The organism is Buttiauxella cochleicola (genome assembly GCF_021282405.1).
Lineage (GTDB): Bacteria > Pseudomonadota > Gammaproteobacteria > Enterobacterales > Enterobacteriaceae > Buttiauxella > Buttiauxella massiliensis.
Map to the genome: position 1 here is coordinate 336,990 of NZ_JAJSOU010000002.1, position 26,708 is coordinate 363,697.

General features: G+C 50.8%; 22 protein-coding genes, 1 tRNA gene and 1 other RNA gene. 6 read left to right on the forward strand and 18 right to left on the reverse strand.

Going from position 1 to position 26,708, the window contains the following annotated elements; genetic code table 11:
• Position 1: 1 nt before the first annotated feature.
• The 14 genes from bcsB to eptB all read right to left on the reverse strand — a co-directional run bounded on the left by bcsB (position 2) and on the right by eptB (position 16,210).
• Positions 2 to 2,392 carry a cellulose biosynthesis cyclic di-GMP-binding regulatory protein BcsB gene (gene bcsB / locus LVQ79_RS03845; RefSeq protein WP_232863955.1) on the reverse strand — a complete coding sequence of 797 codons (2,391 nt, stop codon included), beginning with the start codon at positions 2,390 to 2,392 and terminating at the stop codon, positions 2 to 4.
• A complete protein-coding gene (bcsA, locus tag LVQ79_RS03850; RefSeq protein ID WP_232863956.1) occupies positions 2,389 to 4,509 on the reverse strand; it encodes a UDP-forming cellulose synthase catalytic subunit in 2,121 nt (706 codons plus the stop codon). The genes bcsB and bcsA overlap by 4 nt, the downstream gene beginning before the upstream one ends.
• Positions 4,510 to 4,528: 19 nt before the next feature.
• Entirely contained in the window at positions 4,529 to 5,332 is an 804-nt protein-coding gene (gene bcsQ, locus LVQ79_RS03855; protein ID WP_034460607.1) for a cellulose biosynthesis protein BcsQ, read from the reverse strand.
• Positions 5,323 to 5,913, reverse strand: a complete 591-nt coding sequence (gene bcsO / locus LVQ79_RS03860) for a cellulose biosynthesis protein BcsO (RefSeq protein ID WP_232863957.1) — start codon at positions 5,911 to 5,913, stop codon at positions 5,323 to 5,325. The genes bcsQ and bcsO overlap by 10 nt, the downstream gene beginning before the upstream one ends.
• 525 nt (positions 5,914 to 6,438) lie before the next feature.
• Entirely contained in the window at positions 6,439 to 7,182 is a 744-nt protein-coding gene (locus tag LVQ79_RS03865; RefSeq protein WP_232863958.1) for a Fic family protein, read from the reverse strand.
• Positions 7,183 to 7,308: 126 nt separating this feature from the next.
• A complete protein-coding gene (locus tag LVQ79_RS03870) occupies positions 7,309 to 7,503 on the reverse strand; it encodes a type II toxin-antitoxin system ParD family antitoxin (RefSeq protein WP_232863959.1) in 195 nt (64 codons plus the stop codon).
• 266 nt (positions 7,504 to 7,769) lie between these two features.
• On the reverse strand, positions 7,770 to 8,774 hold the full coding sequence (dppF, locus tag LVQ79_RS03875) for a dipeptide ABC transporter ATP-binding subunit DppF (RefSeq protein WP_232863960.1): 1,005 nt from the start codon (positions 8,772 to 8,774) through the stop codon (positions 7,770 to 7,772).
• Positions 8,771 to 9,754 carry a dipeptide ABC transporter ATP-binding protein gene (dppD, locus tag LVQ79_RS03880; RefSeq protein WP_064514762.1) on the reverse strand — a complete coding sequence of 328 codons (984 nt, stop codon included), beginning with the start codon at positions 9,752 to 9,754 and terminating at the stop codon, positions 8,771 to 8,773. Before dppD ends, dppF begins: the two co-directional genes overlap by 4 nt.
• A gap of 11 nt (positions 9,755 to 9,765) precedes the next feature.
• A complete protein-coding gene (gene dppC, locus LVQ79_RS03885) occupies positions 9,766 to 10,668 on the reverse strand; it encodes a dipeptide ABC transporter permease DppC (RefSeq protein WP_232863961.1) in 903 nt (300 codons plus the stop codon).
• Positions 10,669 to 10,677: 9 nt separating this feature from the next.
• Positions 10,678 to 11,697 (reverse strand): dipeptide ABC transporter permease DppB, encoded by a 1,020-nt coding sequence (gene dppB / locus LVQ79_RS03890; protein WP_232863962.1) that lies wholly within the window; start codon positions 11,695 to 11,697, stop codon positions 10,678 to 10,680.
• Between the two features lie 113 nt (positions 11,698 to 11,810).
• The gene (gene dppA / locus LVQ79_RS03895; RefSeq protein WP_064514767.1) at positions 11,811 to 13,418 is read right to left on the reverse strand and encodes a dipeptide ABC transporter periplasmic-binding protein DppA; all 1,608 of its coding nucleotides are present in this window, start codon (positions 13,416 to 13,418) and stop codon (positions 11,811 to 11,813) included.
• Between the two features lie 780 nt (positions 13,419 to 14,198).
• Positions 14,199 to 14,311, reverse strand: a non-coding RNA gene (locus tag LVQ79_RS03900) — RtT sRNA.
• A 36-nt stretch (positions 14,312 to 14,347) separates the two neighbouring features.
• A tRNA-Pro gene (locus LVQ79_RS03905) sits at positions 14,348 to 14,424 on the reverse strand.
• A gap of 100 nt (positions 14,425 to 14,524) precedes the next feature.
• Positions 14,525 to 16,210, reverse strand: coding sequence for a kdo(2)-lipid A phosphoethanolamine 7''-transferase (eptB, locus tag LVQ79_RS03910; protein ID WP_232863963.1), 1,686 nt, complete (start codon positions 16,208 to 16,210; stop codon positions 14,525 to 14,527).
• Between the two features lie 269 nt (positions 16,211 to 16,479).
• Between eptB and LVQ79_RS03915 the strand changes: the two genes are divergently transcribed.
• Positions 16,480 to 17,064: an HD domain-containing protein gene (locus tag LVQ79_RS03915; RefSeq protein WP_151993874.1), complete on the forward strand. Its 585-nt coding sequence runs from the start codon at positions 16,480 to 16,482 to the stop codon at positions 17,062 to 17,064.
• On the opposite strand, the gene LVQ79_RS03920 is transcribed toward LVQ79_RS03915, so the two are convergent.
• Positions 17,055 to 18,257 (reverse strand): L-lactate MFS transporter, encoded by a 1,203-nt coding sequence (locus tag LVQ79_RS03920; protein ID WP_232863964.1) that lies wholly within the window; start codon positions 18,255 to 18,257, stop codon positions 17,055 to 17,057. The two genes, LVQ79_RS03915 and LVQ79_RS03920, sit on opposite strands and share 10 nt — an antisense overlap.
• A gap of 238 nt (positions 18,258 to 18,495) precedes the next feature.
• Positions 18,496 to 19,209, reverse strand: a complete 714-nt coding sequence (locus LVQ79_RS03925; RefSeq protein ID WP_232863965.1) for an autotransporter domain-containing protein — start codon at positions 19,207 to 19,209, stop codon at positions 18,496 to 18,498.
• A 170-nt stretch (positions 19,210 to 19,379) separates the two neighbouring features.
• Here LVQ79_RS03925 and tag point away from each other — a divergent pair, with 170 nt between their 5' ends.
• The gene (tag, locus tag LVQ79_RS03930; protein WP_232863966.1) at positions 19,380 to 19,943 is read left to right on the forward strand and encodes a DNA-3-methyladenine glycosylase I; all 564 of its coding nucleotides are present in this window, start codon (positions 19,380 to 19,382) and stop codon (positions 19,941 to 19,943) included.
• Positions 19,940 to 20,380 carry an N-acetyltransferase gene (locus tag LVQ79_RS03935; protein ID WP_232863967.1) on the forward strand — a complete coding sequence of 147 codons (441 nt, stop codon included), beginning with the start codon at positions 19,940 to 19,942 and terminating at the stop codon, positions 20,378 to 20,380. The genes tag and LVQ79_RS03935 overlap by 4 nt, the downstream gene beginning before the upstream one ends.
• Here the strand turns inward: LVQ79_RS03935 and LVQ79_RS03940 are convergent.
• The gene (locus tag LVQ79_RS03940) at positions 20,349 to 22,679 is read right to left on the reverse strand and encodes a molybdopterin guanine dinucleotide-containing S/N-oxide reductase (protein ID WP_255668721.1); all 2,331 of its coding nucleotides are present in this window, start codon (positions 22,677 to 22,679) and stop codon (positions 20,349 to 20,351) included. The genes LVQ79_RS03935 and LVQ79_RS03940 overlap by 32 nt on opposite strands.
• Before the next feature lie 166 nt (positions 22,680 to 22,845).
• On the opposite strand from LVQ79_RS03940, the gene LVQ79_RS03945 reads away from it, so the two are divergent.
• Entirely contained in the window at positions 22,846 to 23,508 is a 663-nt protein-coding gene (locus LVQ79_RS03945) for an OmpA family lipoprotein (RefSeq protein WP_034460637.1), read from the forward strand.
• Between the two features lie 57 nt (positions 23,509 to 23,565).
• Here the strand turns inward: LVQ79_RS03945 and LVQ79_RS03950 are convergent, their stop codons facing one another.
• A complete protein-coding gene (locus LVQ79_RS03950; RefSeq protein WP_232863968.1) occupies positions 23,566 to 24,183 on the reverse strand; it encodes a hypothetical protein in 618 nt (205 codons plus the stop codon).
• 199 nt (positions 24,184 to 24,382) lie between these two features.
• Between LVQ79_RS03950 and LVQ79_RS03955 the strand changes: the two genes are divergently transcribed.
• Both LVQ79_RS03955 and emrD read left to right on the forward strand, forming a co-directional pair.
• Positions 24,383 to 24,679: a hypothetical protein gene (locus LVQ79_RS03955; RefSeq protein ID WP_151993880.1), complete on the forward strand. Its 297-nt coding sequence runs from the start codon at positions 24,383 to 24,385 to the stop codon at positions 24,677 to 24,679.
• 773 nt (positions 24,680 to 25,452) lie between these two features.
• On the forward strand, positions 25,453 to 26,637 hold the full coding sequence (emrD, locus tag LVQ79_RS03965; RefSeq protein ID WP_232863969.1) for a multidrug efflux MFS transporter EmrD: 1,185 nt from the start codon (positions 25,453 to 25,455) through the stop codon (positions 26,635 to 26,637).
• The last annotated feature ends 71 nt before the right edge of the window (positions 26,638 to 26,708 follow it).

The following is a 26,708-nucleotide window of genomic DNA, read 5'->3' on the forward strand; positions in this document are numbered from 1 at the left end:
TTTACTTACCATCATCCTGAGGATTAAGACGTTTATGCGCGCGTTTTTTCAGTAAGGCATACAAGCTCAAGCCAATCACTGTGGCGAACAACAAACCTAAAATGGCCAGCAGTGCAGAATGCTGGTTGGCGTACCAGACCACCATCATGTACCAGGGCATTTGGCCGCTTGGGAACTGCTGGCCAACACGGAAGCTACGCACGCCATTTTCATCGGTAATGATTGAGGCATCACCACGAATTCCGGCGTTAATGCGTGCCGAGGCTAAGTCGGTCTGAAGACGTGAAAGCTGTTCGTCAGTGCTGCCAATCGCCATCACCACCACGCGGTCAGGGTTCCACTGCGAGCGGAAACTGACAAACCCACGCCATGCCTCGTTAGAGGAGAAGTAACGGTCGGCGGCAATACCGGTCGAGCCCCAGTCGCCTTCAAGCCAGCTCTGTACTTTTTGCCAGATTGAACGCTCCCGCACACCGAATGAGTGTTCGTTGCTGGTAAACGGCGACTGAGCCAGCAGCGTTCGGTTAAAGGTATTTTTGTTGATGGTAGAAACCGCAAGCACGTGGCTTTCTTCGAGGCGTTGCAAATTGGCACCCGCCGTCGGCACCCCGAACATCACGGCGTTATTGTTCAGCGACGTTCCGGTCGCATTGCCTGAACGCGCGGCCATATTAAGCAGGGTGCTAATTTCAGCCTCACCTGGGTTTTCTGGCAGCAACAACACGGTATGCGCGAAGTCAGCAAAGCGCGAGAACGGGAACGATGCACCGACGAAGTAAGACAGATTTGGCAGCAGCGAGAAGTGGCGCGTTTTGCTCAAATCAATCGATGAGTTTTCATCGATACGGCTCTTAATGTTGTTATTGAGCAGTACGCTACACGGTGCCGTTTCTTTGGTCTGGATGTTGAAGTACAACGACAACTGGTTGTCGCCGTAAATCAGGTAAGGCTCCAGCGCCAGGTTGTAATCTTCCTGACGCGCATCGCCGCCCACTTTGCGCCACAGGGTTTCCAGCGCACCTTGCTTGTTTACCGGCAGGTTGTGCAGGAAGGTACCGTTGAAGGTCAGTGAAAGATAAGAACGCTCTTCATCAATCCAGGATTCCGTCGGGAAGCGGTAGCCAATCTTCACGGGAATAGTTTCACCATCCCACAAGAACAGGTCCGGGGCGGCGCGGAAGGCCACACTTAACGGCTCATGCCAGATACCCGTTGCCGTCAGGCTTTGGTCTTTACGCATCAGCTCAGTCAAACGTACCGGACGATCGGTCGGAATCCAGCGCGGCGCGTCATACGCTTTGCTCATCGGGATTGTCTGGTTTTCAACCAATGTGCTTGCAGTTTGCCCCGGGAATTTACCCTGAGTTAAACGCCATGCCGCAGCACGTAATTGCTGGTCTGAATTACCCACAACCAGCAGCAGCTTATAAACCGGGTTGCCTGGGTTATCGATAATTTGCAGCATCGGTTTTTGCGTTTCTGGCAGCGTCAGACCGCCAATCTGCTCACCCGATTTGCCAAACAGAATGCCGTTCTTCTCCGGTAATGTGTCGCGCAATGCGTTAAAGGAGATGCCACGATAGTCCGCCTCAATCCCCAACCAGGAAGCGACTAATGCCGCAGCACTCACTTGCTCTGGTAACGTTTTTGCCGGGAAGGCAAATGTCACGGCAGCCGGAGTCATTTGCATCGCGTCAAAGAACGGGCGCGGGAAATGGCTGAGGTCTGCGCCAATATTGAGCTGTTGCCCTTCCAGATCCAGGCGCGTATTCGGCATGATGGTGACCTGGTATTTTTCAGACAGGTCGCGCAGGCACAGTAAGGCATCGCCATCATTAATTTTGAAGCTGATGTTGTTGCTCGACACCACCATCGCCGCCGGGATTTCCAGCTGATAGCTCGAGACATCGCTATCGGCAGAACCCAGCGGAACAGTCCCTAGCGGCTGTCCATTCATCATCAACTGCAATGTCGTATTTCGTGCCGCCATTGCCGGAGACACTTTTAGGTTCAGCGCCAATTGTGCATTAGTAATGACCTGATCCGAGGGCAGCGTGAAATCAATCCCCGCCTGCAACTGGCCACCGCTGAGCGTAATACCACGCGGCTGGCCCATTTGCGCCATAGTAATGCTGCTGACACTCCCCGGAACAAAGACCGATGGTGTCGCCGCAGGAGCAGGAGCCGGCGTTGGAGCTTGCACAGGATCGGGAACAGGCACCGTTTCTGGTGCTGGCATTGAATCTTGCGACTCCACGGCATCTTGCCCCGGAGCCGGTAAATCTACCGGAAGCAACGACTCCACTGTCGTAGGCTCTTCGGCCATAATCGGTGAAGTCAGTACACTAAATGCGAGCAACAACTGACAAACTTTATAGGTCATCCGTTTCATGCAACATTGTCCTCGCCGGCTGCTGCCATACGTCTTGCTTCTTCCTGACGTAAACGGCGATTTTCGCGGCGTGATTTCCACGTCAGCCAGAACAGGTCAAATACACAACGAATAATGATTAACAGGGAACGGAATGGGTTGTCCTGCGGCTTTGGCGGGTTAATCCACGCATCAGCACGCGCCAGAACCACACGCACCAGTTCCCGGCGACGGTCCAGAGGGATCTCTTCAAACTGCAGGCGAATCGCCTGTTCGTCGCTGGCAACCACTTGCACCGGAATACTGATTGAACCGGATTTCAGTTGCAGCTCGATCTCTTCAATTTCGTCAGTGAGGTGTCGGTCATCCGGCACCGCAATTCGGCAGCCGCCCATCGACAAATCGAGCGTATTACTGCGCGATGAGATACCGCTGGCGTAGTGAATAACGACAGGCACTTCAACATCAATACGGATGGTTTTACGCGTCTGGCGAGTTTCACGGGCTACCGCAATGGCCGCCAGCAAGAACACCAGGCTATACAAGCCCCAACCAACGTTGAGCGCAATAACGTTCGGGTCGACACCAAAGTAGTCATGCGCACAGGCGCGCACTATCCCGGCTATGACCGCCACCGTCAGCAACACCGCGATAATCACATGAGGCCGCACCACGCTGAAATCAAAGTAACCCACGTTCAGCAACGCACCTTTGTCCGTCACGTTGAACTTGCCACGTTTCGGGAAAATCATCGTGATAACCGTTGGCAAAACCAGGTGGAACGCCAGCACCAGGTCGTAAATCTCACCCCAGAAGCTATAGCGGTAGCGCCCATTCATTCTCGAGTTCAGGTAGATGGTTAGCAGCAAATGCGGCAACGCATAAGCAAAAATCAGGCTCGCCGAGGAGTGAATGATATTCAGGTTAAACAGCAAATACGCCAGAGGTGCGGTGAGGAACGCCACTCGCGGTAAAGCGAACTGGAAGTAGAGCATTGCGCTGAGATAACAGCAGCGCTGTTGCCACGTCAGGCCGCGGCCAAACAGCGGGTTATCCATACGAAATATTTGCGTCATGCCGCGCGCCCAGCGGGTTCGCTGAATCACGTGCAGCACCAGACGCTCAGTCGCAAGCCCTGCCGCCAGCGGAATATCCAGGAACGCGGATTTCCAGCCAAGGCGCTGCATCTTCAGTGCGGTGTGGGCATCTTCAGTGACCGTTTCAACCGCAAATCCACCAATCTCTTCAAGCGCGCTGCGACGAATAACGGCGCAAGAGCCACAGAAGAATGTCGCGTTCCAGTTATCGTTACCTTGCTGAATCGGGCCGTAGAACAACGAACCTTCGTTAGGGATATTGCGTCCACCCGATAAATTGCGTTCAAACGGATCGGGTGAATAGAAGTAGTGTGGCGTCTGCAACAGTGCCAGTTTTGGATCTTTCAGGAATGCGCCAACCGTCGCCTGCAGGAAAATACGCGTAGCAACGTGGTCACAGTCAAAGACCGTAATCAACTCGCCTTTGGTCAGCTTCATGGCATGGTTGAGGTTACCGGCTTTGGCATGCGAGTTGTCGTTTCGCGTGATGTAACCCACGCCGACGTCTGCCGCAAAAACCGCAAACTCACGCCGCTTACCGTCATCGAGCAGATAGATTTTTATCTTGTCGCGCGGGTAGTCGATGCACTGCGCGGCAAGGACGGTATCGCGCACCACTTCAAGGCTTTCGTTATAGCTGGGAATATAAACGTCCACCGTCGGCCAGGTCGACGTATCGGCTGGCAACGGCACGATGCCCCTTTTTAGCGGGAAAGAGGTTTGCAGATAACTGAGTAATAAAATGACCCAGATATAAAGTTCCGCCAAAAATAACCCTATTCCGAGAATGGCTTCTATTTCAGAATTAAAATGCAGCGTTTGGGTGGCTCGAAAATAAATATAACGCGTCGACATCAAGACTGAGACCAGCATCATGATCATCGACACGCTGTGCTTTTTGCTGAAGCCTAATACAAACATTATCGCGAGACTGATAAAGCCAAAGATATACTGCTTTTGGCTGTCCATAGGCGTAATGATGATAAGCACTGCTATTGGTGCTAACACCAATAGCAGTAAATAGAACAGGACCTTTTTCATAGGACATCCTGAATGATTGTCAGAAATTTGATGTTCTTAAGGCGGTATGAACCGCGCCATCACCAATTTTTATACCGAGAAGAGCGGCTACACGTTTACTAATAAGCTCAATATCAAAAGCCGCAGCGGAAGCAGGGCTGAAATCGAATATTGATTGCTGAGAGGCGTTAGCTTCAGCCACACTTTCATCGCGGTTAATAACACCAAGCAGGCGATCGCCAAGACGTTGCTGCATAAATGCAGTTACGTCGCGGCTTATATGACGACGGTTATCACTCTGGTTGAGGACAAAATAATATCCGGCTTTATTATTTAGCGGCTCGCCAATCAGGCGATGGTTTTCAATATGCGGCAACAGGGAAAGTGAAGCGGTATCCGCAAGCATCGTCACCAAATGCAAATCGGCCAGATGCGATACGGCTTTCAGCGCAGGATTCGGCCCTGGCGGGAAATCAGCAATAATCACAAGACCTGGATAGTTCAGCAAAGTGCTTAACCCACGTAACAGAAAGTGGCTGTCGTTAGTCAGACGTTGTTCAAACTCAAGTCTTTGATCTTCAGTGACATCACCATATGGCAGCACAAACATATTGCTGCCTGCCGTCAGAACCGACTGGCTCCAGTCTGCAGATTCAATGGCTTTAGCGACATAACCCCGTCCATCAGACAAAGGCACACCAAAGTGCAGGCGCAGCGCGTTCTGCACATCAAAATCAATGGCTAACACTTTGCTACCTGCGCGAGCCAACGCATACGCCAGATTGGCGGTAACCGTGGTTTTTCCTACTCCGCCTTTTGGCGAGCAAACACAGACTAACGGCATGACGCAATCATCTCCAGCAACGGTTGCAGCGGTAAGTCTTTGGCGGGATGACTCCGCGCCGTATTCCCTTTGGCTACGAACAGTTTGTCAAAACGCACGGGCTCGGTTGTGACCGGTGCAGGGGCCTGCGGCGCAGACACGGCGGCAGGTTTCACGGTTTCTTTTATGGGTTCTATAACCGGTTCAGGTGATGCAACCACGGGTGCCAGTTGTTCAAACAATGTATTAGTGGTCGGTTTACCAGGCTCTGGCTGCGAAATCGCAGACTTAGCTTCAGGCAATGCACTATTCAGGCTATTGAGAATCGAACCCTGTGATGCAGTGTTGCTGATAGGTTGTGCTGCAAGCGGCCTGAAGTGGCTGGCATCAAACTCATCAGCCTTCACAGCTTGCGGTGCAGGAACAGAAATACTCCCGGCCTGAGCAAGCACAGAATCATCATCGCCAGTATTCATCAACTGTTTAATTATTGTCCAGTTACTGGTTTCTGACTGTTGATTTTGCGCCGACATATCCTTGAATTCGATAGCGCCTGTGCGGGTCTTATCCTTGAATCGCTGCAAGTCATCATAGTTTTTCATTGCGACACTCATGATTTATAAGACGTTTCGATAAAATAGTTATTCAAAGCTTATACCAATACTATTAAAAAGGTTTTTTAGTTAATGATTTTGGCTTATTGACTTCATGAATAGTTATTAATTGCCGTGCGTTATCATTACTTATTTTATTATTCTTTTTTTGATAAATCGACGGCATTTCAAGCCAATATATAGGCTCAGGAGGTCATTTCTCCACCTTTTTTTCTTATTAAAATCTATCTAAGCATGAAGATGCATAGATTTGTGATTAAACGCCATTTAATTCTGATCGATAAAGGTAGCAGACTTTGTTTGTGATTCAACACACATAAAGAGTATTTATAGTCAGCTGATATTTCGCGGAGAGAATTAACATTAGTAATGGGAGTGCATGTTTCGGTAATTTACCGAGAGGTTGGGTTATATATTAGGAAATTAATGAATTGCGGATATAGGGGAACGTCCAAAGAATTATAGCCCTTTAAATAAAAGGGCTTATTGAGCGCGAATTAAAGTGTGAAACACTCAGGTTCGGCGGCAGCTATTCAGAAAAGTAAGCATGTCAGTCCCTTCTTTACTGACATAGAAACTCACCATCTTGTCATTAAATTCTTGGGCGCGGCCAGCGGGGACGCTGATTGGGTCATAGCCATGTTTCATTAACCAACCGTTCATCATATGGCGACTGGTGCGTTTATTGCCGTCAAAAAAGAACTGCTGCAATGCGCCAAAGAGAAACATCGTTAGTGCTCCTTCAAATGGCGGCAATGTCTTTATAAACTCCACGCCTTCTGAAAAGACGCGATTTAATTCTGGAGCACCCGCTAACGTTGGCAACGGTCGATGCTCGCCTTGCTCACCTAATGCGACATAAGGAGAGTATGTTGTTTCTTCACCCTCACCTCTGAATACGCCCCACTCAAGCGCTTCGTTACGCGCAATAATGCTGTGGAGAAGTACGATTGTTGGTTTATCCAGGTCAAAGCGCCCGCTCTTAACCAGCTCAACCAACTTTTTGCTACTGTCCGCCAGGTTCGTGACTTGTTCAGCATCAGACAATTTATGTCCACCAACGGTCACGCCATCCAATAGCGTTTGCACCTCAATAAAGGTGAACGGGTTATTTTCGAGTTTGGCTGCATCCCACACAAAAGAGGCCAATTGCTGCTGATAAATCGCCAGCGCCCGGTGAGTGCTTCCTGGGTTAACGGTGGGAAGTACGCTGGCATTCCAGGTAAATCCGAGTGGGGTGGCATTTAATGTGCTCAAGGGGTGCTCCTTTGCGTGTCTCGGCCTGTAATTTACATCAGCGGGGCGGGTGATACAAAAATGTAGCATGGGTGTATGAAGAAGGCTGATGACGCAGGCTTATCCGCCCTATGAAAACTGAGCGCTTTATTTTTGGCGTGAGTTACACAACACATGGGAAATTTCCGCAATATCACGAAATGTCATTAAGCTTTCGCCGCTTACGTCTCCCGCAAGAACAGCTTTGCGCAACCTCTCCATTTGCGACTCTTTTTGCTCCAACGGATCGAGTGTTGGATACACCGCCTCGCCAGTGGAACCGATATGACCTTCATCAATCATGTTTTTATCTCTAGTTAAACCCAGGTGTAGGGCGGAAAAACATAGCGTTTAACCGCCCAATGAAAACCTAGTGGATTCCTGGCACTGTATCGCCGCCGATCATTATCAACCCGGCTTCGGTTCGCACGAAGCGCGGTGCTTTTAAGAAGAAAGGGATTGAACCGAGGGGTTAAGCATTGGTCGCCCTCATCCCAACCTTTTCCCCCAAGAGAAGGAGAAAAACGTTTTATTCCCTCTCCCGTGAGAGAGGGTGAGAGCATCCTGAATTACCGAATTTCCCCGTTCTCATCCTGATCCACAGCGAAACACGCCACCAGTTGACCGCCGTACTCTTTCAGCTGTGGTTGCAACTGCGTGCACGGCCCAAAGCGACGGCGGCAGCGGGCGTTGAACGCGCAGCCTGGCGGCGGGTTCAGCGGGCTTGGTAGCTCGCCGGTAAGTTTGATGCGCTCGCGGCGGTCGTCCGGGTTCAGACGTGGAGTCGCTGACAGCAGTGCCTGAGTGTACGGGTGGAGTGGGTTTGAGAAGATCTGATCTTTCGTCCCTTTCTCTACACAGCGCCCCAGATACATCACCATCACTTCGTCGGCAATGTGCTCTACCACGGACAGGTCGTGGGAGATAAACACGTATGACAGCCCCATTTCCTGCTGCAAGTCCATCATCAGGTTCAACACCTGTGCACGCACAGAAACGTCGAGAGCAGAAACCGGTTCATCGGCGATCACTACGTCCGGGTCAAGCATCAGGCCGCGGGCGATAGCAATACGCTGACGCTGGCCGCCGGAGAACATATGCGGGTAGCGGTCGTAATGCTCGGTTTTCAGGCCGACTTTCGCCATCATCGCCAGTGATTTCTCACGGCGCTCGGCTTTACTCAGGCTGGTGTTGATTTGCAGTGGCTCTTCAAGAATTTGCCCCACTTTTTTACGTGGATTCAGCGAGCCGTACGGATTCTGGAACACAATCTGGATTTTCTGGCGACGCAGCTTTTCAGCTGTTTCATCAGGCTTGAGCAGATCCTGGCCCTGATAGTAAAGCTCACCGCCGGTCGGGATTTCGATCATCGTCAGTAGGCGGCCCAGCGTGGATTTACCACAGCCAGATTCGCCCACCACCGCCAGCGTTTTGCCGCGTTCGAGTTCAAACGAAACGCCATCCAGCGCTTTTACCAGGCGTTCCTGGCCGAAAAAGCCTTTCTTCACCGGGTAGTGTTTTTTCAGGTCGATGGCCTGCAACAGAGGTTGCGCGGTGGCCTTATCGGTACTCATAGCGTTGGCCTCCCGGCATCATCGAGTGGGAAGTGGCATTTGGACTGACGCCCGTTATCCACCATATTCAGTTCTGGCTCTATGCTGCGACATTTGTCGGTGGCATACGGGCAGCGTGGGTTGAGCAGGCAGCCGTTCGGACGGTCGTACTTACCCGGAACCACGCCCGGCAACGAGGCCAGGCGCGCTTTGTCCTGCGCAAATTCAGGCAGCGCTCGCAGCAACGCCTGAGTGTACGGATGGCGTGGCGCGCGGAAGATATCTTGCGATGCGCCCGTTTCCACCACTTGTCCGGCGTACATCACGATGATTTTGTGTGCCGCTTCAGCCACCAGCGCGAGGTCATGGGTGATAAGAATCAGTGCCATGTTCTCTTTTTGCTGCAGTTCCAGTAACAGTTCGATGATTTGCGCCTGGATGGTCACGTCCAGTGCGGTGGTTGGTTCATCAGCAATCAGCAGTTTTGGACGACAGGCAATCGCCATCGCGATCATTACACGCTGGCTCATACCGCCGGAAAGCTGGTGCGGGTAAACGTCCAGACGCGAAGCCGCATCGGGAATACCCACCAGGTTCAGCAGGTCGATAGCACGCTGAACACGGGTTTTCTTGTTGCCGCCCTGGTGCACCTTGATAGCTTCCATAATCTGGAAACCAACGGTATAGCAAGGGTTGAGGCTGGTCATCGGGTCCTGGAAGATCATCGCCACTTCGGCACCGACCAGGTTACGACGCTCTTTCTCAGAAATCTTTTGCAGATCCTGGCCGTTAAATTCCAGTTTTTCCGCCATCACGCGGCCTGGGTAATCAATCAGCCCCATAATCGCCAGCGAACTGACCGATTTACCGGAACCTGATTCCCCAACGATACCGACAACTTCGCCCTGATTTACGCTGTAACTCACGCGGTCTACGGCACGGAACGGTGTCTTTTCGTCGCCGAAATGCACCGATAATTTGTTTACATTCAATAACGCCATTTCGTCGCCCTTTACTGCTTGAGTTTAGGATCGAGCGCATCACGCAGCCCGTCACCCATCAGGTTAAATGCCAGCACCGTCAGCAGGATTGCGACACCAGGGAAGGTGACCACCCACCAGGCACTTTGTGCGAACTGCAACACATCGGAGAGCATGGTGCCCCACTCCGGTGTTGGCGGTTGCGCACCCATGCCGAGGAAGCCGAGAGCGGCCATATCGAGAATGGCGTTAGAGAAGCCAAGGGATGCCTGCACGATAAGCGGTGCAAGACAGTTTGGCAGAATGTTGATGAACATCTGGCGCATAGAACCTGCACCCGCAACGCGCGAAGCGGTTACGTAATCGCGGTTCACTTCCACCAGCACTGCACCGCGCGTCAGTCGCACATAGTGCGGCAAGGCGACGAAAGTGAGCGCCAACGAAGCATTGACTATCGACGGGCCGAAAATCGCCACCAGCACCAGCGCCAACAACAGGCTTGGCAGTGCCAGCATGATGTCGACAACACGCATAATGATGTTATCGATAAGCCCACCGAAGTAGCCCGCAACCAGGCCGAGCACCACGCCCATAATCAGCGACAGCACAACCACCAGACAACCTACCAGCAGCGACAGACGCGCGCCGTACATCAGGCGCGCCATAATGTCGCGGCCAACGTCGTCAGTACCGAGCAGGAACTGCCAGCTTCCGCCATCCTGCCAGACCGGGGGGTGCAACAGTGAGTCACGGAACTGTTCTGCCGGGCCGTGTGGCGCGAGCACGTTGGCGAATATGGCGATCAAGATCATCACGGTGACATACACCAGACCAATGACCGCCCCTTTATTACGTTTAAAGTAGTGCCAGAATTCCTGGAATGGCGTCATTGGAACTGGCGCCGCTACCACTTTGTTTTCAGTTAATTGCGTCATGATGGCCCCTTATTTCTTATGGCGTATACGCGGGTTCACCACGCCGTACAGTAAGTCGACGATCAGGTTCACGAGGATAATCATCGTCGCGACCAACAATACGCCACCCTGTACTACCGGGTAGTCACGACGTTGCAATGCATCAATCAGCCAGCGGCCAAGGCCCGGCCAGGAGAAGATGGTTTCCGTCAGGATTGCACCCGCCAGCAACGTACCGACCTGCAGGCCGATAACCGTTACAACTGGCAGCATAGCGTTGCGCAGCGCATGAACCACGATGACGCGCATACGCGTCAAGCCCTTCGCACGAGCGGTACGGATGTAATCTTCACCGAGCACTTCCAGCATGGATGAGCGGGTCATACGCACGATAACCGCCAGCGGGATCGTACCGAGCACTACGGCTGGCAATATCATATGCATCACTGCATCGATGAAGTCGCCCGGCTCACCCCAAATGGCGGTGTCTATCAGCATAAAACCGGTGAGTGGCAAGGTATCGTCAAGGAATACTGTATCGCTGACGCGCCCTGATACCGGGGTGAGGTTCCAGTAGACGGAAACCAGCATGATTAACATCATACCCCACCAGAAAATAGGCATTGAGTAGCCGGTCAGCGCCAGGCCCACAGAGGTGTGGTCGAAAATAGAACCGCGCTTAACCGCAGCCAGAACGCCGACCGGAATACCCACGGCAACGGCAAACAACATCGCGCAAACGCCGAGTTCCATAGTCGCTTTAAAACGCGGTACGAACTCGTCCCACACAGGAAGACGGCTTTTTAACGAAATGCCCAGATCGCCGTGCATCACGCCCCAAATATAATGGACGTATTGCTGCCACATAGGCTTGTCGAGGCCAAGTTCAGCCAACAACTGAGCATGACGTTCAGGAGAGATACCGCGCTCACCGGCCATAATCATCACCGGGTCACCGGGAATCATATGCACGAAGGCGAAGGTAAGAAGGGTGATACCGATAAAAGTGGGGATAACTAACCCCAGACGTCGGAGGATGAACTGCAACATAACCCGGATTCTCTGTAGTGACTGAAAGCCTTGCAGCCTTCAGTCTGTATTGCTCACAAATCTTTCACCCTCTCCCCATTGGGAGAGGGAATAAAGCACGCTACTGTTATTTATTATTCGACAGACACGTTCTCAAAGTGGTGTTTGCCCAATGGGTCAACCACATAACCTTTCACTTCTTTGCGCACAGGCTCGTATACCGTGGAGTGAGCAACAATCAGCGCCGGAGCCTGGTCATGCATCACTACCTGAGCTTGCTTGTACAGTTCGATACGCTTGTTGTGATCGTCTGTTGCACGCGCAGGTTGGATCAGGTCTTCAAACGGCTTGTAGCACCAGCGAGAGTAGTTAGAACCATCTTTCGCAGCCGCACAGCTGAACAGAGTCGCGAAGAAGTTATCCGGGTCCCCATTGTCGCCAGTCCAGCCCATCATCACAGCCTGGTGCTCGCCCGCTTTGGCGCGTTTCAGGTACTCGCCCCACTCGTAAGTGACGATTTTGGCGGTCACACCGACTTTCGCCCAGTCAGCCTGAATCATCTCAGCCATACGGCGAGCGTTCGGGTTGTACGGACGCTGTACTGGCATTGCCCACAGGTCAACGGTGAAGCCGTCAGCGTGGCCAGATTCTTTCAGCAGCGCTTTAGCTTTCTCAGGATCGTAGGTGTAATCCTTCACGTCATCGTTGTAGCCCCACATAGTTGGTGGGATCAGGTTTTTAGCCGCAGTACCTGCGCCTTGATAAACCGCTTTGATGATCGCTTCTTTGTTCACCGCGTAAGTCAGCGCCTGACGCACTTTCACGTCATCAAACGGTTTCTTCTCGGTGTTGAAGGACAAGTAACCCACGTTCAGGCCAGCCTGTTCCATCAAGTTGATGCTCTTGTCTTGCTTCATGCGAGCGATGTCAGCCGGGTTTGGATACGGCATAACCTGGCACTCGTTTTTCTGCAATTTGGCGTAACGCACGGAAGCATCAGGCGTAATGGAGAAGACCAGACGGTCGATCTGCGGCTTGGTGCCCCAGTAGCCCGGGAACGCTTTGTACAGAATGCGAGAATCTTTCTGGTATTGCAGCAGCTGGAACGGACCGGTACCGATTGGGTTCAGGTCAGTTTTTTCCGGCGTGCCGGCTTTCATCATGTTGTCAGCGTATTCTTTGGAAAGAATAGAGGCGAAGTCCATCGCGAGATCTGCCAGGAATGGTGATTCTGGACGAGTCAGCACGAATTGAACGGTATTGTCGTCCACTTTCTTAATTTCGCTGATCAGGTCAGATAAACCCATGCCTTCGAAGTATTCGTAGCTGCCGCCAGAAACTTTGTGGTACGGGTTGTTGGCATTTTTCTGACGATCAAATGAGAACACGACGTCATCTGCATTCAGATCGCGTGTTGGTTTGAAATCTTTGTTGTCCTGCCACTTCACACCTGAACGAAGGTGGAAGGTATAGGTTTTACCGTCTGCACTGACTTCCCATTTCTCAGCAAGGCCCGGGATAATTTCAGTGGTACCTGTTTTGAACTCGACCAAGCGGTTATAGATTGGCACTGAACTGGCATCGTAAGTTGTACCAGAGGTGAACAACTGCGGGTTAAAACCTTCTGGGGAACCTTCTGAGCAATACACCAGGGTTTTTGCCTGAACGCTAGCTGCTACGGTCAAGGCCACCAGGCTCAGACCAAACTTCAGCATCCCTGACTTCTTCAAGGAAAGACTCATTCTTCTGCTCCGTTGTGATGTTCCCTTTATCTTTCTTGCCACGGCTTTACAGGCTGCCTTTACTCACACCGATCGCTTACACAAGTAAGCTCACAATGATTTGTTCAGTTACCGCAGTGCTGCAGCAAGAAATAATTCGGGGACATATGTCGTGTTGTTTTTTCCGTTAGACCTTTGTTATTTGTGTGCGGTCCGTTCGGTATGCCCGGAGGCGGTAGTGAGGCCAGGTGTTCCTTTCGTCAGGCTAGCTGTGTGGTAGTGCGGACTGTCCATAATTTGCCCCTCACGCCCTACAATCTGTCAATAGATGAGTAAAACGTCAATATAGGTAACGGGGATTTACAACCGAGGTGAGAATCAGCGAACAAAGTTTAAAAAAAGCCAGCCGCTCTGTTTCCAGCAGGGAAATTTATGCTACTGCCATGTAGCCAGAATTATCCACTGATTAAAAGACGAGCGGGAGTGGTATGCAGTTGTGCTATTTCTGTAAAATTTCTTGCCAGATGCTGATTATCTGAACGATAAGTTTTGTGATCCACATCTCTTACAGCGAATCATGCTGGTATGAAACATAAGCAATGGCGTATTAACCCACGATTTTCCATAACAAAATACGATGGGAAATGTCACAAAAGCATATAAAGACAGATGTTGGACGATGAAGCGGATATTTTTGCAAGATTAGGGATTTAACGTGGGGCGGATGAGCGAGATGTCAGATGCGTGGCGATAAACTCCAGATGCAAAAAGACCAACCCGAAGGTTGGTCTTTTCTAAATTTGGTCGGCGAGAGAGGATTATTCCCCTGCGGGCCGTTGCTGAAGCAACGTTGTCTCGCTTCGCTCGGCTCAAACCTCCTTCGGAGGTTCTCATCCTCATAAACTACAGACGTAAAAAAACCCAACCTTGCGGTTGGGTTTTCTTGAATTTGGTCGGCGAGAGAGGATTCGAACCTCCGACCCACTGGTCCCAAACCAGTTGCGCTACCAAGCTGCGCTACTCGCCGAATGCGGAGCGCATCTTACTGCGCACCGTTTTACCCGTCAATCCCTGAAATTCAAAATCCTGTCTGTTTGCTTTAAATTCCAGCACATGTGGCTAAAAAGTTACTGTGCGGCTTTCTTTTCCGGCACATGGCACCAGTTGTTGTTCTGGTTGATACCACCGTCTGGAGACGTGTAACCCAAGCAACCCATGATGGTGTCATACAGTTCAACATGGCGATGCGGCACCTTCATTTTTGCCTGTTCCTGCATATGTGCAAACTCACGTGCGCGATCCGGGTTTTCCAAATATTTATCAGATGCCCAAACCAGTAACGGCACACGGAACTGCTCAGGTGGAGCCATTTTACGTGGCGTACCATGCAAGTGTTTGTGCTCGTCGATAGACTCACCGTGATCAGAGGCATAAAAAATAATCGCACGCTTATCACGCAGCTCAGAAATCACTTGTTCAAGCACACTGTCGGTATACAGCACGGAGTTATCAAAAGCGTTAATCAGCTGCTCTTTGCTGCACTCTTTATCAATGCTGACGCACTCTGGAGTCCATTTCGCGTAGCTGCGCGGGTAACGTTGTACGTAAGAGAAGTGCGAGCCTTTGGTGTGCAGCACAATCAAATGCTTACCCTTTGGATGCTCGTCAACAGAGCGTCTCATCTCTTCAACCAGCAACATATCATCGACCTGCTTGCCACGGTTACGCGGTTCAGCGGCAATCTGCTCACGGTAAGAGAAGTTATCTGCCATGGTGTTGCCGTAGAACCAGACTTCACTTTGCATCGCAAAAAGGTTTGAGCTGAAACCAAGCTGTTTAAGTACCGCAAAGACGTTCTGCTCTTTCAGAGTACGCTGCGGATTCTCTTCCGCGCCGCCTTCACGCACGAACATACAACGCAGCGAAAGCTTAGTCGCGGTATCGCAAGATTCACCTCTGAACGCGACCAGATTTTTCTCCTGGGCGAGTTTTGGTGTGGTGTCACGGTCATAGCCCAGAATACCCATGTGATCCCAGCGAGTGGTTTCGCCAATCACAAACACAACATAGGTATCATCGAGCTCTTTTGGCGCGACATAAGTAAACTTCTTCGCTGGGTTGAGCAACGAACTAATATCGTTGGACTCATCAGCCTGGGCCCAGGCAAAAAGACCCAACGCTGAGACCCAGTTTGATGGCAGATAAGAGTTAGCCACCACGCCGCCGTAGCTTGGCATATCTACCGTGGAGCGTTTTTCTGTGCGATTTTGTTGTTTATCGAGTAAACGCAGTGGTGCCCAAACCATCAGTCCAGCCAACAGCACAATGGCCACGTTTTTGATGCGTTGACCTGGGGTTTTCAATTGGTTGAGGAGGGTATCGCGTGTTTTGCTTCCCCAGATAAGTACCAACGGAATAGCACTGACCAAAACCATCCACAATACGAATTGATACCCGACAATTTCTTTCGAGAGGTCGATATCTGTAGTCATCACCGAGGCGATAATACCGTAGCCAATAACGACGTTAAGCAACGTCATGTAATAGCTGGCACCGACGGAGCACAACACGATTAATGTAGCGAGGATGCGCCAGACGGTACGACCGAACAGGGATAACACGCGGAATAAAAAGAAAGTGACCAGAACGCAAGCCACAACCTCAGCAACCATGGAGAAACCTTTCAGGCGACTAAAGTCCTGAGCAAATCCCATGAAACGATTATAAAAAACCGAGAGGTTTAAAAATATGCCGATGTATACCGCTAACAGAAAACAGAGTTTCTGCTGGGTCATCGATTTAATGTAATTCATGCAGGTTGTCCGAAAAAATAAAGCAAAAAGGAGATGTTATAAACATCACTCAGACTCCCCCTGGTGAAGAAAATTCTGAGCAATAAAAAATAGAGTCCGAATCAGGATGATTCTTAGCCAATTTTTGGCGCGGATTAGTAGAACATAGGGAGAGAAAAAAGTATCGGCAAAATTCGTGATTCACACGCTTGTTTACATATCTCATGCTGGCTCAACGCAGGTGGGTTATGGAACATATCAGGCAATATTGGTGATGCAGAGAGGTAGTTATGCTGTCTTTAGAAGAACGCGCACGCCGATATGCAACGAAAGCTCATGCAGCTTGCGATCAGCGCCGCAAATATACTCTTGAGCCATATATCGTCCATCCAGCAGCCGTGGTGGAGATAGTCAGGAGCGTTTCTCCCATTGAGGAAGTGCTCGCGGCAGCCTGGTTGCACGACACTGTTGAGGACACCGGCACCACGCTTATCGACATTCAGGAGCACTTTGGCCCGGATGTGGCGACTTTGGTGGCAATGGTTACCAACCCTGAACAACTCCCCGGCACCAATCGCATGCATCGTAAACGTGCTCACTTCCTGCATACCGCCAACGCAAGCCAGGAAGCGCAAACCATCAAACTGGCTGACATCATCGATAACACGCGTGAAATTTTGCTCTACGACCCGCACTTTGCTCGAGTCTATTTGATAGAAAAACGTATTCAGTTGGCAGGGTTACAGCGGGGAAATGAGATTTTAAAAGCACAAGCTGAAGGCATTATAGAGCAGGGGATTTCACAATTAATGATGCCGCCGTATAACGTCCCGGCGGCATGGTTTGCGGCGTTAATGGCTCGCTATCAAGCGTGAGCTTCTTGATAAACTTCGCGCGCTGGAGTGCGGATGGTAGTTGAAATCGCCAGAGACAAAATCAGCAGGGCAAAGATGACGCAGAAGGTCACGTAGAAGCCGCCGAAGATGGAAGCGATAATCGAACCACAAATGCTGCCAATACCGAATCCTAAGTAAATCACACCGTAGTTTTTAGTCAGGTTATTCAGACCAAAGAACTCGCTCACCAGTGATGGGTAAACGGTGATGGTGCCGCCGAAGTTAAACGCTACGCAGGCAATCGCGGCAAAGAAAGTCACTTCATTAAGTGGAGCGAATAGCAGTGCAGCCATACCGACTAAAGAAATGACCTGACCGATAGTGATAACGCGGATACGAGCAATCTTATCGGACAGAATACCCAGCACCAGGCGGCCACTCAGGTTAGCAATGGCGATAACTGTTACCGCATTCGCCGCAGATTCAGCAGTTAAATGCACCATGCCTTGTGCGATATCTTTCGCCACACCAATCACGTACAGGCCACTCATGCAAGCTGTCAGGAACATTACTGCCAGCATCCAATACTGCGGTTTACGCATGGATTCAGCCAGGGTGTAATCTTTTTCAGCCACACCATTTGCGGTTTTAACTTCCTGCAATGGCGCATCTTTCATCAGCATTGAACCGAACAGAATCATCACCATCGCCAGGCCACCCCAGATCATGAAGGTGCTTTCCAGGCCGACGGTCGCCAGCAAATGGCTGTCGATATATTTGAAGCCCAGGCTGCCCAGGCCGTAAGAGCCAATGGCAAATGCGGAAATCAGACCTTTACGCTCAGGGAACCATTTCACGCAGTTGGAAAGCGTTAACAGGTAACCTGCACCATCTGCCAGGCCCACCAGCACACCTGCGCTCAACCACAACATCAGCAGATTGTTGGAGTGGGCGGTAAGGAAGAAACCAACACCTAGCAGTACACCTGCCGCCATCGTTACTTTGCGTACACCAAAACGTTCCTGCAATTTACCCGCAACAGAGGAAGAAATCGCAAGGCCAAGGCTGAGTAAACCGAAGGAGAATGCCACCTGGCTGATTGGCTCACCCAGCTTTTGCGACAGTGCGCTGTTGAACAAGCTCCAGGTATAAACGGAACCCAATGCAAACTGGGTAATGATGGTGCCGATCAGAGTTAACCAACGAGTACGGTTGTAGGTAGAATTATTCATGGCAGATGTCCGCAAAATTTAAGAGAAATCTTCTGCTGCCAAGAGTAACGAAGTGCATTTTATTCCAGGAGAAAAAGGCATGAAGTGCACTCAGGCCGGAATGAAATGCACCTGAGAGGGTATGAATGGCCTGGACGTTGATTCAAAAATGAATAACGTTAGTAATTACTATCAATATAAGGTGCGTAAACACTGATTATTAAATGTTAAATATATCAATTGAAGGTTACGTTAATGATCAAAAACGCGCACTGACGCCAACGTTATATATATATGCCTCACCCGTCGTTAATCCTTCGGCTTGTGACATAGAAGCAAAAGCTGCCATATTTTTACCAATTGGCATATCGGCACCCACGGTCACATCCATCCAGCTCGCATCCTGACTCGTCACGACATTTGTTCGCAGTCCTGACTGTGCCTTCCAGAGATTTTCACCATATTGATGGTTATAGCTAACCTGGGCCCACGGGCGCAGATAGCCGACCGACGAATCCAGACGCCAACCCACAGTAGAGACGCTGGCATGCCAGAGCTGATCGGTAAAGCGCGCTGCGACAGCCGTGTCACCATACTCGTTATAAATCCCTGGCGTTGAGCCATCCCAACTGTATTTTGCTGTCGGGCCGGTTGTTATATTGCCAGGCAAAGAGATATTCCAGCCGATGCCCAAACGTGAGGTATCAGCGCTAATATTAGCGTTACCAGAAACGAGCATCAGCCCCTCCTGGTTTTGGGAGGTAAAAGAAGAATTAATCCTTTCTGCGAGAATATCGTTGTAGCTTGGTTGGCGATTACTGTCCCAAGTGTAACGATCCTGCGCTTCGCCCGAAGTTTCTTCGGCGACATATTCTTGTTGCCAGGCAAATACATTCGTAGCGTGTGACAGGCAACACAAAGCCAGCACCGTGGAGAAAGTGACACGGCGACCACTGCGTATAATTTTGATCATCAAAACGACTCCAGAAAAGAGCCAAATCCGGCGATATTATTAGTCTTTTTGTCGGGCTTGCGGATAACCCCTAAATAACTCATGGTGTATCAAGATGGCCCTGAATTAACTATTGTCGCTTTATTTCGCACGTCAAGTTGGCACGAGAAATTTCATCAAAGGAGAGACGTATGCTGCGTTGTGGATGGGTATCCAATGACCCGCTCTATATCGAGTACCACGATAAGGAATGGGGTGTGCCGATGACTGACGGGCAACACCTGTTTGAGATGATTTGCCTTGAAGGACAACAGGCCGGTTTATCATGGATAACCGTGCTGAAAAAACGCGAAAACTACCGTCGCTGCTTTAAAAATTTCGATCCTCAAGCCGTGGCTTTACTGCAACCGGAAGATGTCGACGAACTGGTACAGAATGCCGGTATTATCCGCCATCGCGGGAAAATAGAAGCCATCATCAATAACGCGAAAGCGTATCTGGCGATGGAAGCCAACGGTGAGAAATTCCCGGAGTTTGTCTGGTCGTTTGTCGATAACCAGGCGCAGATTACGCAGGCCGCAACGCTTGCAGAAATCCCTACCACCACCCCTGCTTCCGACGCGTTATCAAAAGCGCTGAAAAAACGCGGCTTTAAGTTTGTGGGGTCAACCATTTGCTACTCATTTATGCAGGCCTGCGGGCTGGTCAATGACCACGTCACCACTTGCTTCTGCCACCCCGATAATCTCAAATGATTCGCCGCTTACAGCCTGGTGAAATGGATGAACTGATTGAAATCTGGCTTGCCAGCACGATTCAGGCTCATCCATTTATTAGCGAAAATTACTGGCACGAAAGTGAGTCCATCGTACGGAATGTCTATATTCCGCAATCTGCGACCTGGGTTTATCTGCACCAGGACAAAATGGTGGGATTTATTAGCGTGCTGGATTCGCTATTTATTGGCGCACTATTTGTTAGCGAACCTTTTATTGGCAAAGGAATCGGGCAAGCGTTAATGGAGCACGTCAAAGCGCTTTATCCCGCACTAAGCCTTGAGGTTTACCAGAAGAATCATCGGGCAGTACATTTCTACCATCACCAGGGCTTTCGCATTGAAGAAAGCGCCTGGCAAAACGAAACGCACCACCCGACCTGGATTATGAGCTGGCAGGCGGAACAAATGCCGTAACGTCCGGTACCGGGCCGAGATACTTTTCGGCCCACACCAGAGACGAGTTCGCAGCACAGCCATTTGCCAGACGCGAAGTCGGAATATCGAGGGTCAGCACATTCACCGCACCGTTTTTACACAGCTTTTCATCGTCTAAATCCGGCCACGCCCCCTGGTGAATACAGACTACTCCAGGCTTGATGCCTTCTGTTACCAGCGCACCCACCAGCACCTGCCCACGCGCATTCCAGACACGCACTAAATCACCATCCGCAATGCCACGTTCAGCCGCATCTTTTGGATGCAACGTTAACGGCTCACGCCCGGCAATCGCATATTTGTCACGCAATGCCGCATAGTTGAGTTGGCTGTGCAGGCGGTGTGCCGGATGAGATGAAAGCAGTTGAAGCTGGCCGGACTGCGCATTGCCTTGCCATTCGTCTGGCGCAAGCCAGGTCGGATGCGGAGGGCAATCAGCGTAACCAAAACTGGCAATACGCTCGGAGTAAATTTCGATTTTTCCGCTTGGTGTTTTTAATGGATTAGCCTGCGGATCATGGCGGAAATCAGCGAAACGGATAAATCCGGCGTTCTTTTCACTTTCCGGCATTTCTATCAGTTGGTTAGCTTCCCAGAACTGTTTAAATTCCGGCAGTTCGACCTGCTGTGTCGCACCGCGCTTGCGCGCAATGTCATAGAACTCTTCCAGCCATTGCAGCTCGGTTTTTCCCTCCGTAAAACGGGCTTCACCGCCCTCTTCCCACAATGCACTGAGTTGGGCAAAAACATCGAAATCATTGCGCGCCTCCCCTTGTGGGGAAACGACCTGCTTCATCGGCACTAAATGCTGGTTACTGTAATCACCGGTCATCGTTAAATCATTACGCTCAAACGATGTGGTGATCGGCAACACAATATCTGCGTGTTTTGCGGCCGCCGTCCAGAAGCATTCGGAAATAACGACCAACTCCGGTTTCTGCCAGGCTTTTATTAGACGATTGGTATCTTGATGGTGGGTAAAATTGCCGCCACCCGCCCACCAGAGCATGCGAATATCCGGGAATATTTTTTGCTGCCCATTGTGCTGATACTCGCCACCTGGGTTTTCCAGCGCCTCAACAATGCGTGCCACCGGGATTTTCTCGACAGCATCTGTACCGTTTGCCACCGTTCCCTGCATTGAACCCAGCACCGCCGCGCGTCGCGTCGGGTTGCCGCCGTTCGCAAAGTGATAAGACAAACCAAAACCGCCGCCCGGCGTACCAATTTGCCCCAGCATCGCTGCAAGCGTGACCAGCATCCAGTGCTTTTGCTCGCCATACTGCTGGCGCTGCATCCCCCAGCCCGACATCAGCATGGTGCGATTGCGGCTAAACACCTGCGCCAGATATTCAATGGTTTGCACCGGCACACCACAAATCTTCGCCGCCCATTCGGCGTTTTTCGGCTGGCCATCGGTTTCACCCGTCAGATAAGCGGCGAATTTTTCGTAGCCATGAGTACAGCGCACCAGGAAGTCTGTGTCGTGCCAGCCGTGTTTAACCAGCGTATGCGCGATACCCAACATCAGCGCGACATCAGTTCCCATATTTGGAGCAATCCACTGGGCATTTTCACCAAAGAAATCCACCGTTTCCGATCGCATCGGATCAATGGCGATCACGGTTTTACCGCTGTTTTTCAGTTGCTCAAAAAACTTCACGCCCTGTTCGTCGCTGGCGTTCCAGGCAATCTTTAGTGTGTTCAATGGGTTGGCGCTCCACAGCACCACCACATCGCTATGCTCAAGCACCAACGGCCAGCTGGTTTGCTGCTGATAAACCTCATTTGATCCAACCACATACGGCATAATGACTTGTGCCGCCCCCGTGGAATAATCCCCCAAATGCCCGGTATAGCCGCCCGCCAGATTCATATAACGCTGTAATAACGTAGACGCTTTATGAAGCACCCCATTGGAGCGCCAGCCGTAGGAACCCGCGAAAATAGACGCTGCTCCATAAGTCTTGCGAATGCGTTGGTGCTGCAGGTGAATCAGCTGGAGCGCTTCATCCCAGCTGATACGCACATACTCATCTTCACCCCGCACACCTTGTGGTGCCTCGGGTGAGACAAGAAAACCTTTCCTGGCCATGGGATACTGCACACGAGCTTTACTATGTACCTGGTCCGGAACTGCGCTTTGCAATGAATTCTCATGCCCGGTTTCCAATGCCCCTCTGGAAGCGAGAACTCGCTTTCCGTCAGTTTCAACGATCATCGGGCCCCAGTGTGCGGCGGTTAGAATTTTCTTGTTTGATGAGAATGCGTTAGCCAATTCGGGCTCCCTTATTTGCAGGTGTTGTGCAGGTGGCGGCCTGATGGCCACTCAATATTTTGTTTACAAATTCAGACGACTCTATAGAAATTTCTACACATTCACACGGCATAATCAACCGCCGCTGAAGTCGCGGTTGAGTTATTAAATTCACAAAGGAAATGAGATGAAAAAACGCGTCATGATGATTGCCGCCATTGTTTGCGGCACGTTAGCAGTTTCTGGTTGTACTACCAACCCTTACACCGGCGAACGTGAAGCAGGGAAATCAGGCATTGGAGCCGGTATTGGCTCGCTGGTAGGCGCAGGCGTTGGCGCTCTCTCCTCATCGAAAAAAGATCGCGGCAAAGGCGCTTTGATTGGTGCCGCAGCAGGTGCTGCATTAGGTGGTGGCGTCGGTTATTACATGGATGTGCAGGAAGCGAAACTTCGCGAAAAAATGCAGGGAACAGGCGTGAGTGTGACGCGTAGTGGCGACAACATCGTGCTTAACATGCCAAACAATGTCACCTTCGACAGCAGCAGCGCAACACTGAAACCGGCTGGTGCGAATACCCTGACCGGCGTGGCAATGGTATTAAAAGAATACCCAAAAACTGCGGTTAATATCGTTGGTTACACTGACAGCACCGGCAGCCAGGAGCTGAATATGAAGCTTTCCCAGCAGCGTGCAGATGGTGTGGGTAGCGCGCTGATCACACAAGGTGTGGCAGCAAACCGTGTGCGTACCACAGGTGCAGGCCCGGCGAATCCAATCGCCAGCAACAGCACGGCTGAAGGCAAAGCGCAGAACCGCCGCGTAGAAATTACGCTGAGCCCACTGTCTTAAGCATTGGATTTGGCTGTATCTCGCCCTGGCTCATTGCCAGGGCGAAAAATTCTGCATTTACATCGGCGGTGTCAGGCCATCTTTACCAGCGGATATACCGCGTGCAACCAACTGACCTTTGTCATCTTTCGTGGTATGTAAAACGACTTTAGTACCTGGTTTCAACAGTGATTTATCCGCTGGGGTAATCAGCACGACCGGAGCGTCATCCGGAACAATGACTGTTTTTTCCTGATCTTTAACCTTCACCGTCATCGTACGGCCATGACTATTAACCAGTTTTCCGACCGTACCGTTGGTCATGGTGTTTACATTGCCGTCGGCAGACTCAAAAGGGTTAAACCCTTCACCCGATCCCCGCAAGCTCGGCGCGAATACATGTACTTCTAACGCTTTCAGCGTGCCATCAGCCTGCTGCACCGCCGCTGTGCCAATAAAACTATCAGGTTTGATATCACTTACTTTTGCCTCGCTGACGCTATTCACTTTAGTTTGATCGGTCAGTGCGACATCGAGCTTCTCCCCCTGCCGCGTGGTGATTTTGAGCGTATTACCATTCACAGCATCGATAATGCCACGCACCGGTCTGATAACATTTTCAGCTGCCGTCGCCATAGAACCAGCACTCAGCAGCAAAGCGCTGAGCAGCAAAGCGGAAAAACAATGCTTAGTCATTTTTCTCTCCAGTATTCAGCTTATGAATTATTAGCAAGCTTATTAAGGGTAATTCGCAAATGAAAACCGGTGAGGAAAGTCGTTTGAAAGAGTGTGTTTAAACATTTCGCCAAATCGTGTGACGCCAGGCAGTCGCAGCTAAACTAACCATGATACGCTGCGTGAATACGCTTACCATCGTGCTGCTTCAGGAAGAGATATGGCTTACAAATTTGCTCTGATAGTGCTTATCCCACTTGCCATTATTGGCTGTTCATCGACTGATACCTCAGGCTATGACGGGCATAAAACCATTAGCCCGGCAGAGACTAACGAGGCATTAATCATGCGCTCGCAATATCCGGATCAGTATTATGGCCGTGAAAATTTAACCACTGAGCAGCGCAGAGAAATAAGCGAGAAAATGCGTGCAGACAGGCTGGAAGCACGAGGACGGCAGGATAACAGCACTGACAGCGGCGATGGCTTCGGGCAATCCGTTCCCCACGGGTTTTAGAACTCAGTCAATTTCAGAACCTACAAAAACAAAAAACCCCGCTGGTGAGGCGAGGTTTTTTGTTTTTGCTACTAGTGCTTTTACTGCTTCGCACACCAGATCACATCAACCTCCAAAATATACGACGAAACCCACCGTGGTGCAAATACTTGCTGCTAATGTGAACAACGCATAAATCTATGGCTTGCGAAGCTGTTCGCATTTTCATCTTTTTACTGTTTATTTATACAGTATAATGGATATACTGATTGTGTTGAATGTGATGTGCTCTGAGGCCGCAAACCGCCGCGCAATTTAAGTCCTGGCTGAAACGGGTGGTGCCGTCAGTGCCTTAACCTCAGTGGAGCACATCGGATCACCTCAACAAATTCAGCAGGCTACAGGCAGCGGAAAGGCTTGTCTGCTGAAAGTGCTCCTGGTAACAGGAGAAAGCGTATGGGCTTGATGGGACTGGCTATTGCGTTTCTGAAACTCATGGTTGCGTTACTGCAACTGCTTGAGGTCGCCATGAAATACTTCAAGTAATTCATCGTCTTCAAGTCGCACTAAAAGGAGGCGGGAAACCGCCTCCTTTTTATAAACCTCTGTTGCCGTTTCGCTGGCAACATAAATTGCCGTTCAGGCTTTACATGCTGCCAATTTATCTCTCATTCAAAAGGTGCCAGGCCATAGGGTTTCATCGTCTTTGTGTGGTAGATTCCTCTCGATTTTTTGGCGTAGTCAGTTTTATAAACTGACGATTGGCATCAACACCACAAATAACACCTGAGAAAATGAAAAAGTTAGCCAATATTCACCTGCTGATGATGTTGATTCTGCTGGTTGCTGTCGGGCAAATGACGCAAACCATTTATATCCCTTCAATTCCCGATATGGCTCACGACTTCGGCGTGCGCAGTGGGGCAATTCAGCAAGTGATGGCGGCGTATTTGCTGACCTATGGCGTGTCGCAACTTGTCTACGGGCCGATCTCAGACCGCATCGGCCGCCGCCCGGTCATTCTCACCGGGATGAGTATTTTCATCCTCGCCACACTTTGGGCTCTGTTCACCACTAATTTAACGGCTCTGGTGATTGCCAGTGCGTTGCAGGGAATGGGGACAGGCGTTGCAGGTGTGATGGCACGAACCATGCCGCGTGACCTTTACGAAGGTGCATCGCTCCGTTCAGCCAACAGTCTGCTGAATATGGGGATTCTGGTCAGCCCGCTATTGGCTCCGGTCATTGGGGGGATGCTTGATTCCGTATGGGGCTGGCGTGCTTGCTACGGCTTCTTGCTGGTGCTTTGCACCATTGTCACCTTCTGCATGTTGCGCTGGTTACCTGAAACGCGCCCGGTTCAGGCTAAACCTCAACGACTGGTTACGAGCTATAAAGCCTTACTAGGCAGCGGTTCGTTTAATTGTTATCTGCTGATGCTGGTCGGTGGACTGGCAGGCGTAGCCGTATTTGAAGCCTGTTCCGGTGTATTGATGGGCGGCGTTCTTGGGCTCAATGGCGTAGTAGTGAGTATTCTGTTTATTCTCCCTATCCCAGCAGCCTTCTTTGGCTCCTGGTATGCTGGCCGGGAGAATGCGCGCTTCTCTTCATTGATGTGGCAAGCCGTATTGAGCTGCCTGTTTGCCGGCATTTTAATGTGGATTCCAGGCTGGCTTGGAATTATGAACATCTGGACATTACTGGTGCCAGCCGCGCTGTTCTTCTTCGGTGCAGGGATGTTATTCCCACTGGCGACCAGCGGCGCAATGGAGCCGTTCCCATTCCTCGCAGGTACCGCGGGCGCGCTGGTTGGGGGGCTACAAAATATCGGTTCTGGTGCAATGGCGTGGTTTTCTGCGTTGCTGCCACAAACCGGGCAATTCAGCCTCGGCATGTTGATGACCGCGATGGGTGTGATGATTTTGTTTTGCTGGCTTCCGTTGTCGCATAAGTTTCAGCGGCATGGTGAAGCGGTGTAATTTCCGCTCAACCCGAGAAGGTGAAACGCAAGCGTAGGTCGGGTAAGCGTAGCGCTACCCGACACTATCCA